The 15,604-nt window shown below is 62.4% G+C and carries 10 protein-coding genes; 3 read left to right on the top strand and 7 right to left on the bottom strand.

Annotated elements, in window-relative coordinates:
- The first annotated feature begins 138 nt into the window (after positions 1–138).
- Genes tssM through ACOSV0_RS31285 form a run of 3 tightly spaced genes read left to right on the top strand, consistent with a single transcriptional unit; the run spans position 139 to position 5,970 of the window.
- Positions 139–4,026, top strand: coding sequence for a type VI secretion system membrane subunit TssM (gene tssM / locus ACOSV0_RS31275; RefSeq protein ID WP_434111206.1), 3,888 nt, complete (start codon positions 139–141; stop codon positions 4,024–4,026).
- Positions 4,023–5,015, top strand: a complete 993-nt coding sequence (tagF, locus tag ACOSV0_RS31280) for a type VI secretion system-associated protein TagF (RefSeq protein WP_434111207.1) — start codon at positions 4,023–4,025, stop codon at positions 5,013–5,015. The genes tssM and tagF overlap by 4 nt, the downstream gene beginning before the upstream one ends.
- Before the next feature lie 4 nt (positions 5,016–5,019).
- On the top strand, positions 5,020–5,970 hold the full coding sequence (locus tag ACOSV0_RS31285) for an OmpA family protein (protein ID WP_434111209.1): 951 nt from the start codon (positions 5,020–5,022) through the stop codon (positions 5,968–5,970).
- Between the two features lie 93 nt (positions 5,971–6,063).
- On the opposite strand, the gene tssA is transcribed toward ACOSV0_RS31285, so the two are convergent.
- From tssA to tssC, 7 genes are all read right to left on the bottom strand, one after another.
- Positions 6,064–7,176, bottom strand: coding sequence for a type VI secretion system protein TssA (tssA, locus tag ACOSV0_RS31290; protein WP_434111212.1), 1,113 nt, complete (start codon positions 7,174–7,176; stop codon positions 6,064–6,066).
- A 67-nt stretch (positions 7,177–7,243) separates the two neighbouring features.
- Positions 7,244–9,919, bottom strand: coding sequence for a type VI secretion system ATPase TssH (gene tssH / locus ACOSV0_RS31295; RefSeq protein ID WP_434111213.1), 2,676 nt, complete (start codon positions 9,917–9,919; stop codon positions 7,244–7,246).
- A gap of 35 nt (positions 9,920–9,954) precedes the next feature.
- Complete coding sequence (gene tssG / locus ACOSV0_RS31300) at positions 9,955–11,049, bottom strand: type VI secretion system baseplate subunit TssG (RefSeq protein WP_434111214.1); 1,095 nt, start codon at positions 11,047–11,049, stop codon at positions 9,955–9,957.
- Positions 11,013–12,851 (bottom strand): type VI secretion system baseplate subunit TssF, encoded by a 1,839-nt coding sequence (tssF, locus tag ACOSV0_RS31305; RefSeq protein ID WP_434111216.1) that lies wholly within the window; start codon positions 12,849–12,851, stop codon positions 11,013–11,015. The genes tssG and tssF overlap by 37 nt, the downstream gene beginning before the upstream one ends.
- Positions 12,852–12,973: 122 nt before the next feature.
- The gene (gene tssE, locus ACOSV0_RS31310) at positions 12,974–13,453 is read right to left on the bottom strand and encodes a type VI secretion system baseplate subunit TssE (protein WP_054036473.1); all 480 of its coding nucleotides are present in this window, start codon (positions 13,451–13,453) and stop codon (positions 12,974–12,976) included.
- A gap of 80 nt (positions 13,454–13,533) precedes the next feature.
- Positions 13,534–14,037 (bottom strand): Hcp family type VI secretion system effector, encoded by a 504-nt coding sequence (locus ACOSV0_RS31315; RefSeq protein WP_054036475.1) that lies wholly within the window; start codon positions 14,035–14,037, stop codon positions 13,534–13,536.
- Between the two features lie 72 nt (positions 14,038–14,109).
- The gene (tssC, locus tag ACOSV0_RS31320; RefSeq protein WP_434111219.1) at positions 14,110–15,600 is read right to left on the bottom strand and encodes a type VI secretion system contractile sheath large subunit; all 1,491 of its coding nucleotides are present in this window, start codon (positions 15,598–15,600) and stop codon (positions 14,110–14,112) included.
- Positions 15,601–15,604 lie beyond the last annotated feature (4 nt).

Below are 15,604 nucleotides of genomic sequence, written 5' to 3' on the forward strand. Positions count from 1 at the left end.
AATCCAGCCGCATTCACCTCTACCTGAATATGCTTTCGTTTTGTTTCAAACGCGGCATAGGCAGACTTTGCCCGCGCTCGCGTCATGCTGTTTGCCACACACGCGCCACAACACACATCACCAAGACCTGAACGGCTTATGCGACGCATTCTTAACGTGTTGACCCATACACGCACGCTCTCGATCATCGGCTTGCTCGCGCTCGCTGCTGTTTTGTTCATCGGCGCCGATACCCTGCAGATCGACCTGATGTGGCCAGCCATCGTGCTCGGCGCGGTGATCGCACTCTGGCTGCTGGTCTGGGTGGTGCGCCGGTTACGCGCGCGGCGCGCGAACAACAAGCTCGGCGAGATGCTCGAGCAGCAGGCCGAAAAGCAGACCGAAACCGGCCCCGCCCCGACGCCCGCGCGCCAGGCCGAACTCGACGTGCTGCGCACGCGCCTCGTCGACGCGGTGAAAACGATCAAGACCTCGAAGATCGGCCAGATGTCCGGCGGCTCGGCACTGTATGAATTGCCCTGGTACATCGTGATCGGCAACCCCGCTGCGGGCAAGAGCAGCGCCGTGCTGAATTCGGGCCTGCAGTTTCCTTTCGCCGACAAGAACAATGCGGTGATTCATGGCATCGGCGGTACGCGGAATTGCGACTGGTTCTTTACAACCGAAGGCATTCTGCTCGACACCGCCGGCCGCTATTCCGTACACGAAGAGGACCGCACCGAATGGCTCGGCTTCCTCGGCCTGCTCAAGCGTTTCCGGCCGAAGGCGCCGATCAACGGCATCATCGTGACGGCAAGCATTGCCGAGTTGACCAGCAGCAAGCCCGAATTCGCGATCAATCTCGCGAAGAATCTGCGCCAACGGGTGCAGGAACTGACCGAGAAGCTCGAAGTGTTCGCGCCGGTGTATGTGATGTTCACCAAGGCCGACCTGATCACGGGCTTCACCGAATTCTTCAGCGGCAGCGATCGTCAGGAATACGACCGCGTGTGGGGCGCCACCCTGCCCTACGAGCCGGACGAAAAGCGCGATGTGGTAGGCCTCTTTGACGAGCACTTCGAAGAGCTCTACGACGGCCTGAAAGAAATCAGCGTCGCGCAGATGTCGATCAACCGTGGCAACAAGCTCTCGCCGGGTCAGTTGAGCTTCCCGCTCGAATTCTCGACGATCAAGCCCGCGTTGCGCGCGTTTCTCGCCACGCTGTTCGAAACCAACCCGTTCCAGCACAAACCGATTTTCCGCGGCTTCTACTTCACCAGCGCATTGCAGGAAGGCGAAACCAACAGCGCCGCCGCTACGCGCATCGCCAACCGTTTCGGCCTTTCCGCCGATAGCCTGCCCAAGCCGCATAGCGCGTTCTCGAAGAACGGCTTCTTCCTGCGCGATCTGTTCTCCAAGGTGATCTTCGCCGACCGGCAGACCGTCAAGCAATTCGCCAGCCCCGCCAAGACGCGCATGCGTTATGCGACGTTCTTCGGCTTCGTCGCGGTGCTTGCGTTGGCGCTCGGCGGCTGGACGTGGTCGACGATCGGCAATCAGCAGCTCGCCGAGAATGTGAAGGCCGACCTCGACAACGTGGTACGCCTGCAGCAGAACCGCAACGACCTGCAATCGCGTTTGCAGGCCATGGACATTCTGGAAGACCGCATCGACCAGCTCGAGCAGTTCCGCCGCGACAAGCCGCTGGCAGTGTCGCTCGGGCTGTATCAAGGCGACCGTCTCGAGCAGCACTTGCTCACCGAGTATTACAACGGTGTGCGCCAGATCCTGCTCGACCCGGTCTCGCAGAATCTCGCCTCGTTCCTGAAAGACGTCAACGCGCACCCCGATCAGCTCGCGCCGCTGAACCGCACACCGGACGCCGCTGCGATTCCAGTGTCGGCGCACGCGGCGATGGCGGCGAACAGCCAGGGCGGCCTGTATAGCGACGCGTCGCCGACCAATGTCGAAGATGCTTACAACGCGCTCAAGACCTACCTGATGCTCAGCGACAAGCGTCACGTGGAAACCGCTCACCTGACCGATCAGGTCGCCCGCTTCTGGCGCGGCTGGCTCGAAACGAATCGTGGCAACATGCCCCGCGACGAGATGATCCGCAGCGCCGAGCGCATGATCACCTTCTATCTGTCGCGCGTGTCCGACAACGACTGGCCGATGATCGACCAGAACCTCGGCCTCGTCGACCAGACGCGTGAAAATCTGCGCCGCGTGGTGCGCGGCATGCCGGCCCGCCAGCGCGTCTACGAAGAAATCAAGGCGCGTGCGTCGACCCGCTTCGCGCCGATGACGATCGCGCGCATCGTCGGCGAAAACAATACGGCGCTGGTGGCCGGCAGCTACGCGATTCCCGGCACCTTCACGCGTGAAGCGTGGTTCCAGTACGTGCAGCCGGCAATCCGTGACGCCGCCACCAAGGAATTGCAGGCCAAGGACTGGGTGCTCAACACCTCCGCGCACGACGATCTGACGCTGGAAGGCAGCCCCGAGCAGATCCAGAAAGCGCTCGTGGCGATGTACAAGACCGAGTACGCAATGCACTGGCAGAAGTTCATGCAGGGCATTGCCGTGCAGAGTTTCGGCAGCTTCGGCCAGGCGGTGGATGCGATGAACCGTCTCGGCGATCCGCAAGACTCGCCGATCCGCAAGGTGCTCGAAACCGCGTACGACCAGACCTCGTGGGACAACCCTTCGCTCTTCAACGCGAACCTGAAGCGCGCGCAAACCGGCGTGACCAGCTGGTTCAAGAACTGGTTCTCGCGTGCGCCGACCGGCCAGCTGAGCGCCAATATCGACATCAACGGCAATCCGGCCGAAGTGCCGATGGGCCCGATCGGGCAGGAGTTCTCGGCGTTGGGCCGCATCGTCGTCTCCGGCGACAACGGCTCGATGTTGAAGGGCTACATGGATACGCTCTCGAAGGTCCGTACCCGCTTTAACGTGATCAAGAACCAGGGCGATCCGGGACCGGGCGCGCGTCAGTTGATGCAACAAACGCTCGACGGCAGCGGGTCCGAGTTGGCCGATTCGCTGAAGTACGTCGACGAGCAGATGCTGACGGGCCTCACCGATTCGCAACGCAAGGCGCTGCGTCCGCTGCTGGTGCGTCCGCTGATGGCCGCGTATGCGGTGGTGATCCAGCCGGCCAGCGTCGAAGTCAACAAGGTGTGGAATGCGCAGGTCTACCAGACCTTCCAGAGCTCGCTCGCGAACAAGTATCCGTTTGCAGGCGACGCGAAGGTCGAAGCCGGCGCCGGCGAAATCGCCCAGGTGTTCGGGCCGGACGGCGCGATCGCCAAGTTCGTCGGCACGACGCTCGGGCCGCTCGCGGTGCGTCGCGGCGACACGCTGACCTCACGTACCTGGGGCGATATGGGTCTCGCGCTGACGCCTGACTTCACCAGCGGTTTCGCGCGCTGGGTGGCGCCGCTTGCCGGCGGCGCAGCGGCCTCGTCGGGTCAAAGCTCGGCCGAACCGCAGACCGTGTTCCAGATCCTGCCGCAGCCGAGTAGCGGCACCACGGAATACACGCTTGCCATCGACGGCCAGCAGATGCGTTACCGCAATACGCCGCCGCAGTGGACCAACTTCGTGTGGCCGAACCCGTCGGGCTCGCCTGGCGCGACGCTGAATGCCACGACCTTCGACGGCCGCACGCTGCAACTGGTCAACGAGCCGGGCCGCTACGGTCTGGAGAAGCTGATCAACTCGGCGCAACGCAAGCGCCGTCCGGACGGCACCTTCGATCTGTCGTGGACGCAAGGCAACGTGACGGTGGCGGTCAGCATGCGCATCATCAGCACGTCGCAGGCGTCGGGCAGCGCCAGCAGCGATGCGCCTCAACAACAGAGCCTGCGCGGCTTGCGGCTGCCTTCTTCGGTGGCGGATGTGAGCGCGGCGGCAAATTCAGTCAATGCGACGGCCGCGGGTGGAGCACCGGGCGCCGTGCCCGCCGCCACGCCGGCGTTGCAAACGGCACGGCCGGCAACGGCCGCCGCCGCGGTTTCGAACACAGGGGGTGCGCAATGACACAAACCGTGCAGGCGCAGATCGCCTACTTCGGCAAGATTCCGTCGCGCGGCGACTTCGTCAAAAGCCCGCATAACCCGCAGTTGCTGGCCACGCTCGACCGCTGGATCGCCGAGGCGATGGAACTGCTCACCGACGACCCGCGCTGGAAGATCGTCTACGAAAGCGCCCAGCCGATGCACTTCGCGTTCCTCGGTTCGCGCAGCAAGCTGGCGATCGCGGGGCATATGGTGGCGAGTCAGGATCAGTCGTCGCGGCGCTTTCCATTTCTTGCCGCGACCGCGCTGGAAGTCGAAAAGCCGCTGACGTTCCTCGCGCGCAGTCCGCTCGCCTTCGCGCGCCTGTGGTCGCGCGTCGCCTCACAGATGAAGCCGCTGCTCGGTGTGAGCGAGCCGGCCGGCGCGCTTCAGGCGCTCGGTGAAACACAAGTGCAGATCGAAATCGGCGGCGGCCCGGGCAATCCGCACGACGGCACCTTCAACGACTTCGTCGAGCATCAGACCCTCTCAGGCCTCGAACAGATGCTGCTCGCAAGCGGTCATCCGGTGCGTCTGCGCGGCGCGATGCTGGCGCTCGGTTCGCTGCTGCGTCCGGTGATGCAAAGCGGTTCGTCGCATCTGGAACGCGGACTGACCCTGCCGCTGCCGAACGATCCGTTCTATCGCTCGCTCGTTGCCGCATTCTGGCTCGAACTGATCGCACCGTTCGTCTCGCAGGCCGATTTCGAACTGGCGATTTTTATCGGCACGATTGCCGAGCGCGAGCGGCTCATCATCGGCTTTAACGGCGCCTCGGCAAAAACGCTGCATAGCGTGGTCGATCCGCAGGCGTACGCGGCGCATAACATCGATATCGACGATCCCGAGTGGATCGACGAACACGCACAAAACGACCATGGCATCAGCAAGCTCGTCAGCTACCTCGACCAACCGCAACTGTCGTTGCGTGTCAGCATCGACACGTTCCGCGAAGCCTTCACGGGAGCGTGACACGATGTTGAGCAAACACACGCGCATGGCCTCGCTGCTGGCCGGTCTTCTGATCGGCACGCTCGCCCATGCGGACAATGACGGCCCGGCACGCGTCACGCCGGTCGACAACAGCGGCATGGCGATTCGCACGACGGTTCTGCCTTCGGCGCAGCCGGGCAATGCAGGCGGCCCTGCGGTCAGCACGGCCGGGCTCGCCAGCGGCACCACGGGCGCCGGCACCGGTGCGATCAGCGCATCGCCGCCGCCCGCCAATGCCATGCCGGGCCAGGTCGTCGTGGGCGGCAAGGTGCCGGATGAAGCGACCAAGGCCGCCGTGCTGGCGCGTCTGCGAGACACCTACGGTGCGTCCAACGTGGTCGATCAGATCGAAGTCGCCGACGTCGCGACGCCGCCGAACTGGTCCGCCAACGTGCAAAAGCTGATCGGCCCGCAATTGAAGCAGATCAGCAAGGGCCAGTTGAAGATCGACGGCACGCAGATCGACGTGAAGGGTGAAGTGCACAACGAATCGCAGCGTCAGCAGCTCGCAAGCGATATGGCGAACGCACTGAATCCGACCTACACGATCAAGAACGGCCTTCGCGTGAGTGCGTCCGAACAGGGCGTGCTCGACCAGACGCTGGCGAATCGCACGATCGAGTTCGAGACCGGTAGCGCGACGCTCACGCCGCAAGGCCGCGCGATTCTCGATCAGATGGCGGCCGTGTTGTCGAAGATGCAGACGAAGACGGTGGCGATCATCGGCCATACCGACAACTCGGGCAATCGCACCTCGAACATCGCGCTGAGCCAGGCGCGTGCGGATGCAGTGAAGGGTTATCTGGTCGCCAAGGGCATCCCGCCCGAGCAGATGACCACGACGGGCGTGGGTCCGGATCAGCCGATCGCGTCGAACGACACGACCGATGGGCGGGCGCGTAACCGGCGTATCGAGTTTCGTGCAGGGTCCTGAGTCGTTGCTTGCCTGACCTGACCGTAGCGTGATCAAAAAAAAGCCTGGCACCGATCGTCGATGCCAGGCTTTTCTGTTTGCACGATGGAAGTTTTAGCTCTTTTCGTCAGGCTTCACGCCCAGCAACTCGCGAATATGCGCGAGCGAGCCATCGTCCTTCACTACCGAGGAAAGCCACTGATGCAAAGGCATATCCGCGCACTCCGCCGCCTTCTCGGCGAAGTACGCAGCCGGATTGTGCGGCTCGGTGCTGTGGAAGAATTTGGCCACTGCGCGCAATTGCGCGACGGCCTGCGCACGGCTCTGAATTCCTGCAACCGGAGCGCTCGGGATAGTCTGGCTGGTCGTCAACACGGGTTCCTCGCGTTGCGGTGAAGTCTTGAAGGTAGGCTCGGCGCGTTCGTGCTCAACCGGATTCGGCGCTTTTGGCGGCGACGCTTCAGCGCTTACGCCCAGTTCGCGTGCAAAGCGTTCCGCCAACCGGTAGACGCCTTCATACCCATCTTTCGCCTGCCGGAAACTCGGCGCCGAATCGGGAGCACGCTGGTCCAGTTCCTGTTCGAGCGCGAGCATCGCCGCTTCGAACGCTTTCAGATCGACCAGCAGCGTCGAATAGAACGCCGGCGGCGTGGCGCGTTTCGACGCCTCGATCTGCTCGATGGAAGGCTTGCCGCGCGCGATATCGTCGGCGTGATCCGGATCGCGCTTGACCGCTTGCGCGACATGCGTGGCCACGTCCCAATCGATCGTGCTGTACGAGTTGCCTTGCGACGACGTGAGCGGCATGGCCCGCAGCAGATCGCCGGTGCGGCCGACCAGCCACGCGACGTTGCCGAGGCGATACTCGGTGTCATCGCCTTCCGGCAGCGGATGCACGTAATCCCAGTACTTTTCGCACAGCCCCGTCAACAGCGCATACCCTTGCGTGAGACCGGTCACGCCCTCTTCAATGGCAAGCGCCTCGGTGAGCCAGACAGCGAGGCGCAAGTCTTTCGTCTGCGTCTGCAGCAGGCTGCTGGAACGTTCGACCACGAATGGCCAGTCCGCCTCTTTGATATCCGTGACCCATTCGCCCTGATCCAGCGACGGGTCTTCGAATCGACGCGCGTGCTGGATCGCGTCGAAATCCGCTGAAAACAGCAGGTCTTCGCCGCAAGGCGAGGTTTCGCTGATCGGGGCCAGCAGCGTGTTCAGATTAGTCGGCATGACAGAAAGCAATAAGTGTCCGGTACGGCATTAAAACAGATTGGCAAGCAGGCGGGGACTTGCCTGTTCACGCAACCGTGTATTCGAACTCGCCCGCTTCGCTCGCGCGCACTGCGATGCGTTCGATCGTGGTGCCGTTGGCGATGCGCTCCAGCACCTGCTGCGCGACTTCGGGCAACAATGTGCCGTTCAGAATGTGGTCGACATTGCGCGCACCCGAGTCCACTTCGGTACAGCGCGCGAGCACTGCATCGACCAGCGACTCGTCCCACTCGAACACGGCCTTGTGATTCGACTCGATGCGGCGGCGAATCCGCTCCAGCTTCAGTTCGATGATTTCGGCGAGCACGTCGTCGGAAATCGGATAGTACGGCACCACTTTCAGACGGCCGAGAAACGCCGGCTTGAACGTCTTGTACAACTGCGGGCGCAACGTCTCCGCGAGCTCGTCCGCATCCGGCAGTTCTTCGGCGCTCTTGTTCAGGCAGGCCTGCATCACCGCCTGCGAGCCGACGTTCGAGGTCAAAATGATCAGCGTGTTGCGGAAATCGATCTCGCGCCCTTCGGCGTCGTCCATCGTGCCTTTGTCGAACACCTGGAAAAACATTTCCAGCACGTCGGGGTGCGCCTTTTCCACTTCGTCGAGCAGCACCACCGAATACGGATTGCGACGCACCGCCTCGGTCAGCACACCGCCCTCGCCGTAACCGACGTAGCCCGGCGGCGAACCCTTCAGGCCCGACACGCTGTGCGCTTCCTGATACTCGCTCATGTTGATCGTGACCATCTTGCGTTCGCCGCCGTAGAGCACATCGGCGAGCGCCAGCGCGGTTTCGGTCTTGCCGACACCCGACGGTCCGACGAACATGAACACGCCACGCGGTTTATTCGGGTCTTCGAGACTCGCGCTGGCGGTACGCACACGTTGTGCGATCGCATCGAGCGCATGGTCCTGTCCGATCACGCGAGCGGCCAGCAGCGGCTGCAGATTCAGCACGGTCTGGATTTCGTCCTTGATCATGCGGCCGAGCGGAATACCGGTCCATGAAGCGACGATTTCAGCGACCACGTGGCCGTCAACCTGCAACGGGACCATCGGCTGACCGCCCTGCAAGGCATGCAATTCCGCCACGCGCGTGGCCAACGTTTCGCGCGCCTGCTGCGCCTTGTCGGCCTGCGCGGCGTCCGCGCTGCTCACGCGCGCGGCGTCGATTTCCGCACGCAAGCCGACGATCTCCGTCACCAGTGCGCGTTCCTTGTCGTAGCGCGCCTCATCTTCGGCCAGATCTTTCACATCCTCTTCGCGCAGACTGCGCAATTCCGCGAGCCGCTCATCGTGCAGCGCGCCGCTCGCCACTTCGCGCTCCAGCGCGGCGATTTCGGCGTCGATGCGTTCGAGGCGTTTCTTCGTGTCGTCGATCGCGGCCGGTGTCGAGCTATGGGCGAGCGCAACTTTGGCGCAAGCGGTGTCGAGCACGCTGATCGCCTTGTCCGGCAGTTGACGGCCGCTAATGTAGCGATGCGACAGGCGCACCGCTTCGGTGATCGCATCGTCCAGCACGCGGACATTGAAGTGCTTTTCCATCAACGCGGCCATGCCGCGCAACATCGCCGCCGCGAGCGTCTCGCTCGGCTCTTCGATCTTGACGACCTGGAAACGCCGCGCCAGCGCCGCGTCTTTCTCGAAGTACTTCTTGTACTCGCTCCACGTGGTCGCCGCGATGGTGCGCAATTCGCCGCGCGCCAAAGCCGGCTTCAGCAGATTCGCTGCATCGTTTTGCCCGGCCTGGCCACCGGCGCCGATGATCGTATGCGCTTCGTCGATAAACAGAATGATCGGATGCGGGCTCTTCTTCACCTCGTCGATCACGTTCTTCAGGCGGTTCTCGAACTCGCCTTTGACGCTGGCGCCGGCTTGCAGCAGCCCCATATCGAGCACATGCAGCGCGACGCCTTTCAGCGGCGCGGGTACATCGTCGGCTGCAATGCGCAGCGCGAGACCTTCGACCACGGCCGTCTTACCGACGCCCGCCTCGCCCGTCATGATCGGATTGTTCTGCCGGCGGCGCATCAGGATGTCGATGGTCTGGCGAATTTCGCCTTCGCGGCCGATCACCGGATCGATCTTGCCTTCACGCGCGCGCTGCGTGAGATTGCTGGTGTACGTATCGAGCGCGGGGGTTTTGGAAGGCGCACCGGGTGCCGATTCGGCCGTGCTTGTATCGCTCACGCCTTCCGCTGCATTCTCCGCAGCGCTGCTCCGTTCGATTTCACGCGAGCCCGCGGTCAATTCGTCGAACTTGTGCTTCAGATCCGTCACCCGTACATCGCGCAGCAGCGGCGACATGCGCTCGGCAAACTGCGCGAGATCCGGCGCCGTCAACAGCGCAAGCAGCAAATGCCCCGAACGAATCCGTCCAATCTGCGAATCGAGCGATGCGATCAGCCACGCCTGTTCGAGCAGGTCGATCAGATGCTTCGAAAACACCGGCGTGCGCGTATTGCCGGTCTTCAACCGCTGCAATTCACGCTCGACATCCGCGCGCAAAGCATGCGCGTCGACCCGGCTCGCGCGCAGCGCCAGCGTGACGTCGCTCGCGGGTTCTTCCAGCAGCGCCAGCAACAGATGCTCGAGGTCGACCTCATAGTGACCGCGCGCGAGACAGTTGTTCGCCGCGAGCAAAGCCGCCTGCCGGCAGGTCGGATTCAGTTTGGCGATCAGGGTATTGAGGGACGTGCTCATGTCGTGCGATCCGGGTCCAGTTTCTATCGTTGTGGTCAGTGAATCACGTGCAATTCGTAGCGGGCATCCGCGCGGTCGCGGTCGGCTGCCTTGGTGCACAGGAAGGCGTCCCAGCCCAGGCGCGCGCCGCCGCTCAGCATGCTCGGCCCCACTTCCGCGCGGCGCAGCACCAGCGAGATCTCGTATTCGAGCGTCACGCCGGCGAGCAGCGTCAACATGCGTTCGAGCGCCACGGCGCGGTCGGCGCCAGGTAAAAACGCTTCGTAGTCGGCTTTGTTGAGCGGTCCGATCACGAGCCGCGCGCGCATGTCGCGCTGCCAGACACGCTCGCCCGCCAGCGCCGTGGCGCCGAGCGTCGCGTTGACACCGCCGAGCACCGTCAATTGATCGCGCGGCACGTCATACCATTTGCCGACGAACTGCTCGACGCGCACTCGCACCTTGAAGTACTCGGACAGCGTGCGTTGCAAATAGGCTGCTGATACCGGCCGGTGCCGTGCGGCCAACGCGTAACCGGCAATCGCTTCGTCGAACAGCGCGCCGTCGCCGCTTTGCAGACTGTTGCGCGTGTCGTCGTCGGCGACGCCGGCCAGCGCGAGCAACAGCGGCAGATAGCGTTCGTCGCGATCCAGTTCGTAATGAAACGGCAGCCTGTATTTCTTCCACGCCGCGTAGAACAGCGCGGTCGCGCGATTCGAAAATACGTCGAAGAATTCACGCGCGGCCCGGTCACGCTGAATCTGCTCGCGCGCGATGATCTGCTCGGTGTAATGCAGCGGCAATGCACCCTGCCCGCCGAGCAAACCGAAAAATGCCGGCGTGATATCGACCTTGTGGAGCGAACCCGCTTCGAGCGCGGCGGTACGCTGCGGCTTCTCTTTCAGCACCGCGCCGTCATCGTCGTACGGCTGCGCGCTGTGAATCTCGCTCGGCGGAAACGACATCGACAGTGAATTGCGAAAAGCAATCCGCTGCGCGACGATTTCGCCTGGGCGTCCGTTGCTCGATGGCGCCTGTTGCGCGAACCACTTCTCGAGAATCCGCACCGCCTGAAAAAATTCGAAGCGATGCGGTTCGTCGAGAAGTTGCTCGACTACGCCAGGATCGATTCGCCGCTGCGCGGTTTGCATCGCAGAATCTCCTCGCCGGTGCGCTTCGACACGACGACCAGTTGCACAAAGCTGTTCAGATGCACGTACAGCCCGAAAAACGTATCGATCACCCGCACGAACGACGCGAGACTCGTGCCGACAAAGTGCTCTTCGTCGATCGTCAAACGAATCTCGATGCCGCGCACGAAGGTCGCGAACGGCTTGCCCGGCAGCCACTGCACCGCTGCGCGCTGCTCGATGCCGACCAGACCGTCGATATGCCGCGCCGACACCGCCGTGCGCCGCAAATCGTACAGCACCAGCATTTCCTTGAGCGCCGACAGACCGCTATTGGCAAGCGACACATGATTCAACGCCAGATGCGAAATCAGCCGCCAGTGCGAGGCGCGCCCGCGTTCGAAACGCACGCTCGGCGTCGGCCGGCGCAGCATCGAAATGCTGCCGGTCAGCGAGCCGCCTTCCAGAAACAGGTCGCCGCCTTCGAGACCCACGGCGAGGCCGGCCGGCAAGTCGCGATTGGTACACGTCAGATCGAGACTCAGCGTATCGGTTTGCGGGGCTGCCGGTTCGAAGTCGATATCGACGATCGATATCTCGGTCTCGTAACCCGGGCTTTTCTGCGCAACCCAGTCGTTACGCCGCGCGAACCAGTAGTGCCCCGCACGCGCCGCTTCGCCGTGATGCAGCGAATAGAACGGCCGGAATTCGATCACCGATTCTTCATGCGCCTTCTGCCGGACGAGTTTCACCGAGTCGATCGAATAGACCTCGTACGCGAATGCACGACGCGCCTCGGCGATCACCGGGTAGGAAACCGCCTGATGGCTGACGCGGATCGGCTCGCCGTGCTGTTCGAACAGGTTCACCACCGGCGTGCAGAACAACCGGAAATGATGCGCGGACAACGAATCCAGCAAACGCGCGATGTGCGAATCGCTGCGCACTTCCTTGAGCACGACGTGCAGCGTCAGACGCTGGCAGCGGCCGCTCGCGCGTGTCATTGCCGCCAGATCGAAATCGGTGAAATTGAACTTCTCGGGGAACGCGAAGTATTCGGTCAGCAACCGGTAGGCCGGATGCGATTTGGCCGGATAGTCGATCAGCGCATCGTCTTCATCGAAACCGGCCTGTACGACGGGCGATTCACGCAGTTGCGTCCACACGCCGCGGCGGTCGGCTTCGACATAGGTGGCCATTGCGTTGACGAACAGGCAGTCCGCCAGCGCCGCGATAAACGATTGCTCGCCGTGCAGATGCGTGCGCAACGTGCCGACTTTCAATGCGGAGAGATCGAGCTGCGCGGCCGTCGATTCGAACGTGATCGACACGATCGCCGTGGCATTGCCCGGCAGGACGGTCGCGCTCGGGGCCATCGCCACCGACGTGTACTTCGCCTCCGAGATGCGGATCGGCGCCAGCGTCACGTCGTACGCGGTTCGGAAACGGCATTGCACGCCGCGAATCGGGCGCGATTTGAGTTCGGTACCGCGCTCGACCAGCACCGGTTCGGTCAGGTGACTGAGCGCAGCCGAGGTGCCCAACTGTGCGATCGAGCACGACGGAAACGGCCGCAGGTAGTGCGGATACAGCACTTCCAGCAGCGCTTCCGTGAACTCGGGGTAATCGTCGTCGAGCTTCTTGTTGATGCGCGCGCCCAGCAACGCGAACGATTCGATCATCCGCTCGACGTGCGGATCTTCGCAGTGCTCGCCGGACATCGCCAGACGCGCCGCAATCTTCGGATAGCGTTCGGCGAAATCGCGCGAATAGCGCCGCAGAAATGATAATTCGCGCTCGTAATACGGCAGCAATTCTTCCATCGATATCCCCGGACCTGAATCCTCTCCGCCCAATCCATGCCACCGTTGCGCGTTAACGGCGGCAAAGCGGTACTAAAAACACTTAAACGCAGGTACTAAAACTCAGCCGCCAAAATCAGGTACTAAAGCTTCGCGCGTGCGCGCGTCACCGAATATTGCAGTGTAGAAGGCTGCAGCATTGCATCGAAACTCACCGGTTCTTCTGCCGGGTGCACAACCAGCAAGGCCTGAATCGCAAAATTCAGCGCATTGGTGGATTGTTCGTTCAATTCGAGCGTAACCGCCACCTGCTGCAAACGCGGCTCATGCCGTGCGATTGCCTGTTGAATCGACTTGCAGATAAACGTGCGGTCATAGTGACTCGCGAGACTCAGGCCGGCGAAATCGTTCAGACCGTATGTGAGCACCGAGCGCTGACATTCCGGCAGCGCCGCCAGCTCGTGCTCAGTCAGGGCGATCCGCGTGTTCAGGATCGCCTCGACATCGCGCGCGACGGTGGCCTTCAGCTCATCCAACGACAATTGCCGCATCGCCGGGGAAGCCGGCAGATGCGGTTCGTCGTCGAACAGCTTGTCGAGAAAGCTGGGTTCGAAGCGTTTCATCAGCGTCCGAAGAACCGGTTCGACGCGAGGCACGCGCGGGTGCCGGCCTTTTCAGGCCGCACGCCGCGTGCGCCCCGGCATCAGACCGCGTACGTCTTGTCGTTCTTCGTCAGGCTCCACGCGCCTTGCGCGTTGCCGCCCTGGTTGCCGCCGATCTTCTGCTGCGTGTACTTCCACTGCACGGCAGCGTACTTCAGCGAGAACTGTTCGGTCGGCAGGCCTTCGCCCACCACGCTCGGCGTGGCGCTCGAGATGATCACGTACTTGAGTTTCACTTCCAGGTACTTGATGCGGTTGCCTTCGCCGTCCGAACGCATGAAGTCGATCGTCACTTCGTCGAACGTCGTGCCGCCCGACGCGTGTTGATAGATCAGCGGGCTGACCACGTCGATATCTTTCGTGAACTGCATGTCGGCGTGCTCGCAACGCTCGGACGTGTGACCACCCGCCGTCGAAGCGGTTGCCGAACGCGGTTGCGTAATCGAGTGGCTCCACGAATCGATTTCGATCCAGCCAGCGTGATCTTTATCGGCAGACTCGCCTTTGATCGCCGGATTGCCGAATTTTAAATAGATGTCCTTCATAACTCATCGACTCCCCAAAGAGGTGGTTTTAACAGCTAACCCGTGCGGCCGGCACGGGCTTTCTGACTTCGTTTATGAATTTGCCGGTTTCGGCAGGTCAGCGACAAGCCGCAAAGAGATCGAAAGCTCGTCCAGTTGAAAGTGCGGGCGCAGGAACGCGACCGAACGATACGCACCAGGCTTGCCCGGAATCTCCGAGACCTGTATTGATGCCTCGCGCAGCGGAAACTGCGCTTTCTGCTCCTGGGTCGCGTTGTCGTCCAGCAGCACGTACTGCGAGATCCAACGGTTCAGGAATACTTCAACGTTCTGCGCCGATGCGAAGCTGCCGATCTTGTCGCGCATCATCGCCTTCAGGTAGTGCGCCACGCGCGACACCGAGAAGATGTACTGCAACTGCGCGGAGAGCACGGCGTTCGCATTCGCGCTATCGGTGCTGTATTTCTTGGGCTTCTGCACCGATTGCGCGGCGAAGAACGCGGCGTAATCCGAGTTCTTGCAGTGCACGAGCGGAATGAAGCCGAGGTCGCTCAGTTCCTTTTCGCGGCGATCGGTAATCGCGATTTCCGTCGGGCATTTCAGCGCGACTTCGCCGTCGTCCGTCTTGAACGTGTGGGTGGGCAGATCTTCCACCAGACCGCCGCCTTCCACGCCGCGAATCGCCGCGCACCAGCCGAAGTCGTCGAATGCGGCCGTCAGGCGCGCCGCAAAGGCCCACGCTGCGTTACACCACAGGTATTTGCTGTGATCGGTGCCGTCTACGTCTTCGACAAAATTGAAGCCTTCCGCCGTCGCACCGTCTTTCGGATTGAAAGGCAGGCGGCCGAGGAAACGCGGCAAAGTCAGGCCGACATAGCGCGAGTCTTCGGAATCGCGGAACGACTTCCACTTTGCGTATTCGACGGTATCGAACACCTTGCCGAGATCGCGCGGCTTGCCGAGATCGGCAAACGTTTCGAGACCCATCAGTTCAGGCGACGCCGATGCGATGAACGGCGCGTGCGCCGCGGCCGCGACGTGCGCCATCTGCTCGATGAAGTACACGTCTTCAGGCTGACGCGTCACTTCGAAGTCGCCAATGATCGTGCCGAACGGCGCGCCGCCGAACGTGCCGAACTCTTCTTCATAAACCTTCTTGAAGAGCGCGCTTTGATCGAATTCGATGGCGTTCTTGAAGTCGCGCACGAGGTCGCGCTTCGGCGCGTGCAGCGCCTTGATCTTGACCGTCGAGCCGGTATTGCTTTCCTTGCACAGGTAGTCCAGACCGCGCCACGTGCTTTCCATGCGCTGGAATTGCGGTGCATGCATCACCGCGCTCAGTTGCGCGGAGATCAGGCGGTCGAGTTCCGCGACGCGCGCGTCGATAGTGGCCGACAGGTTGTCGGACATCACCACCGTGCCGTCGAGCACCTGGTGTACGAGTTCGCCGATCAGGTCTTTCGCACGCGCGTGTTCGGACTCGGATTTGGCCACGCGGCTTTTCTCGACGATTTCGTCGAGCAGCGTGGATTCCGTGCCGCTCTGCGCGCTGGCGAGTTGGGCTGCTGCCGTTTGCTGGTTCATCTCA

Origin of the sequence: Paraburkholderia caffeinilytica, from assembly GCF_051027425.1 — a bacterium.
Lineage (GTDB): Bacteria > Pseudomonadota > Gammaproteobacteria > Burkholderiales > Burkholderiaceae > Paraburkholderia > Paraburkholderia caffeinilytica_A.